Genomic DNA, 3,337 nt, shown 5'->3' with positions numbered 1-3,337 from the left:
CTTCTCCACTTATACGCTTTTCAAAAGACTTTCTCCAACTATTTGAAAGTGCATTTACTTCTAATATCCTTTTTACCCCTTCAATATTTTGTTTTTCCTTATGCATAATACGGTTAGCGAATGCTACTGAAACACCTTTTGGATCAGACTGTAGTCTTTTTAAGGTGTCGACTGATGATACCCATCCTTCTTTTAATACACGAAAATAAAATCCTGTATATCCTGTTTCTTGAAAATATAGTGGTAACTTTGGAATATTATATTTTTTTGCTAATTTAAAACAAGGTTGCCTTGGTTGTGTTACCTGTACGATTGCCTGTCCTAGCTCAAATGTATCACCAATACAAACATCCTCTTCGCTCATACCACTAACTGTTATATTTTCTCCGAAAGCCCCATATACAAGATCTTGATTCAATTCTTTTTCCCAGTATGGATAGTGATCACCAGTATAAACACAAACTGCTTTATCTACTCCTCCATGATGAACTAAGTCAGCTTGTCCATCCCCATTAAATTTTACAAAAGATAAATATACCGGTTCCTTTACTTGTTTCTTATTTATGCCTGTATGAACTACCTTTCCACCGTATGTAACCTCTTTTGGTAATCCTATATTTAAAGATAATAATTGATATTCATTAGCCATTCTATTTCCTCCTTTAAAGGTGTTACATGTATTTTCTCTCAATTAATTTTTATAACCCTCTCTGCTATATAAAGATGATTATAAAACCTTTAAAATCATTGTTCAATTCAATTATTTATATAATAATGATAGGTATAACCTATTATTATACTTGAGGTGATTCCAATCGAATTACGACAACTTGAATACTTTTTAGCTGTTTCAAAAGAATTACATTTCACAAAAGCAGCTGAGAAATTAAATATTTCACAGCCTTCTCTAAGTCAACAAATACGTGCATTAGAGCATGAAGTAGGAATGCCACTTTTCGATCGAATTGGTAAAAAAATATCTTTAACTGAAGCAGGGAAGATTTTATTATCACATAGTAAAACCATTTTTCATGAAGTCGAACAAGCTCGTTCAGCTATTCAAGACCTAAACGGATTACAGCAAGGTTCCTTAACAATAGGGGCTTTGTTAACCGTCCTAAATTATTTACTACCACTAACTATTTTAAATTTCAATAATTTATATCCCAATATAGAGCTTTCTGTATTAGGGCTTCGCACAGGAGATATTCGTGAAAAATTATTACGAAACGAACTAGATATTGGAATTACATTTCTCCCGGTGCAAGATAAAGAGATTATCTCTATCCCTCTATACAAAAGCGATCTTACATTAGTCGTGCCAACTGGTCATCGATTAGCTGAACGTAATCATGTATCTATTGCTGAATTACAAAACTACCCTTTAATTCTTTTACCTAAAAATTTCTTTTTAACCGAACTAATTACATCTCATTGTCAAAAATTCAACTTTAAACCAAGACCAATTTTAGAAATTAGCACGATGGAATCTTTAATCCAAATGGTTTCCAAAGGAATGGGAATTACAGTGTTACCCAAACCATATATAGACTTTTTACAAAATAAAAACATTCAAGCTATTAAAATAGAAAACCCTACTCCAACAATTGAAATAGGGCTAATTTATAGAAAAGATAAATATATGTGTGCTGCAACTCGAGAATTTATTGAGCAACTAAAAAGTACAGTACGTTCTTTCCAAAACTAAACAAAAGAGATTATCCTATGAAACCGTTTCACAACGATCTAGTAGAATAATCTCTTTTCAAAACAAAGTAAACATTATATTAAACTCTTATAGATTTTAATGTACCTTTTTAGATATTGGAATATATTTAGTAAAATATGCACCAACTAGCAATAATGCAATTGAAAATAACCAAGTAAAAGCACCGCCAAAGTGAAACCAATATGCAAACATATTTAAAATTGCGAGTGAAAAGAAGCAAATAGAAGTTAACGCACTTTTCAATCCTTTTATCCCAGATTTTTTTCTCTTTTGATAAGCAATATACATCGCAATAACAAGAAAAAAGATAAGAACAAATGGTAACATAACTTTTAGCATTGGTAATCCCTCCAGTGTAAATGCACTCTCTTCATTATCATCTTATCTCATTTATCTTTTAGGCATCAATTCATTCTTATCTTCCCTCCAAAAGTCAGTATAAGTTTTATTTTTAAAGTTCACGTTCACCTCAGAAAACGGCATACTTCCTCCGACTTTCAATGAGTACCAGTCGTTTAAAAGTGGTGATCCGAAACAAATCTTCATTGTACGATCATGTAAATCGAATAATACAGAATGTAAAGTTCCAAACCATTCTTCATAGTTATGTACAGTCAGTCCATCAGGATATTCTTCTTCTACTAACTTTTTTAAAGACTCTATGCTCACTTGTTCATATCCATTTAAATGCTCATGTAAAACATGATATCTCTTTGTAGATTGTTCTAATTTCCTATTATTTAATTTCTGAATTGATGAACTAACTGCATGGTTTGTTGATACAATAAAAGCTTGGTTGTCACCATCAATCGTTGTTGTGGATTTATGACCGTCAAATATTTCAATATGTGCTGCGTTTAAAGGATCAGCTACTATTAAATTAATATTACTAGCAATTGGTATTTCTTCTATTAGTGATTTAGCTTCCTGCACATTTTTACATTTCTCCAACAACAATCGAATTACCGCAAAACACTGTAAACCATTTACCATTGGCTTTCTTAAACCTGCAATGTTTCCTACTGGTTGACCACATGCTGAAAATGTAACAGATAATCCATGTTCGTTACCCCCTTCTGTTCGACCAAAATATTGAGTAGAAAAGCCACTATGTGCATACGCACCTTCAACATGCGTCGAGCAAAAACGCATATCATCTATTACTGGTGATAAATCATAATTTCTTAATACATAAGTGTGAGTTGAATCTGTCTTTTTAGGTAATACTGCACAATGACTACAACCTGCTTTCAATAGTGTTTGATAGTAATACATCATATTTTTTGAAGGAATTTTTAACACTTCACAAAAACCTTCAATTTCTTCATTAATTCCAGAACAATATTGATTTAATATATTTCTAGATTCTGTCCAATGGTTATGCGATATTAAGTTTTCTTGCTCTATAAATTGCGGAATAAGATAAGAATGTTGTTTCACAAATTCACCTTGTTGCTTACCAATTTCATAATGACTTCCTTTGAGCGATGAAAAATACCCCTTTACTTGATACATCAAATTCCCCCTCTTATTAAACATATCCATATCGTACCAAATGAATCCCATTCATTCTTGATGTTTTTTACTACCTTACCTTAACTCCATGCC

The 3,337-nt window shown here is 31.9% G+C and carries 4 protein-coding genes; 1 reads left to right on the top strand and 3 read right to left on the bottom strand.

From position 1 onward, the window contains the following. On the bottom strand, positions 1–649 hold a 649-nt coding region (locus tag ACQGSG_RS27765), incomplete at its 3' end, for an MOSC domain-containing protein (RefSeq protein ID WP_377862135.1). A gap of 156 nt (positions 650–805) precedes the next feature. Between ACQGSG_RS27765 and ACQGSG_RS27760 the strand changes: the two genes are divergently transcribed. Then, entirely contained in the window at positions 806–1,708 is a 903-nt protein-coding gene (locus tag ACQGSG_RS27760; protein WP_000612234.1) for a LysR family transcriptional regulator, read from the top strand. Between the two features lie 96 nt (positions 1,709–1,804). On the opposite strand, the gene ACQGSG_RS27755 is transcribed toward ACQGSG_RS27760, so the two are convergent. Next, positions 1,805–2,068: a hypothetical protein gene (locus ACQGSG_RS27755; RefSeq protein ID WP_000921857.1), complete on the bottom strand. Its 264-nt coding sequence runs from the start codon at positions 2,066–2,068 to the stop codon at positions 1,805–1,807. A gap of 51 nt (positions 2,069–2,119) precedes the next feature. Further along, positions 2,120–3,244, bottom strand: a complete 1,125-nt coding sequence (locus ACQGSG_RS27750; RefSeq protein ID WP_000285220.1) for a C45 family autoproteolytic acyltransferase/hydolase — start codon at positions 3,242–3,244, stop codon at positions 2,120–2,122. Positions 3,245–3,337: the final 93 nt, after the last annotated feature.

The organism is Bacillus sp. GMa5/1, from assembly GCF_050172015.1.
GTDB lineage: Bacteria > Bacillota > Bacilli > Bacillales > Bacillaceae_G > Bacillus_A > Bacillus_A cereus.
The sequence above is the reverse complement of the archived record's forward strand: the minus strand, read 5'-3'. Positions and strand labels throughout refer to the sequence as shown.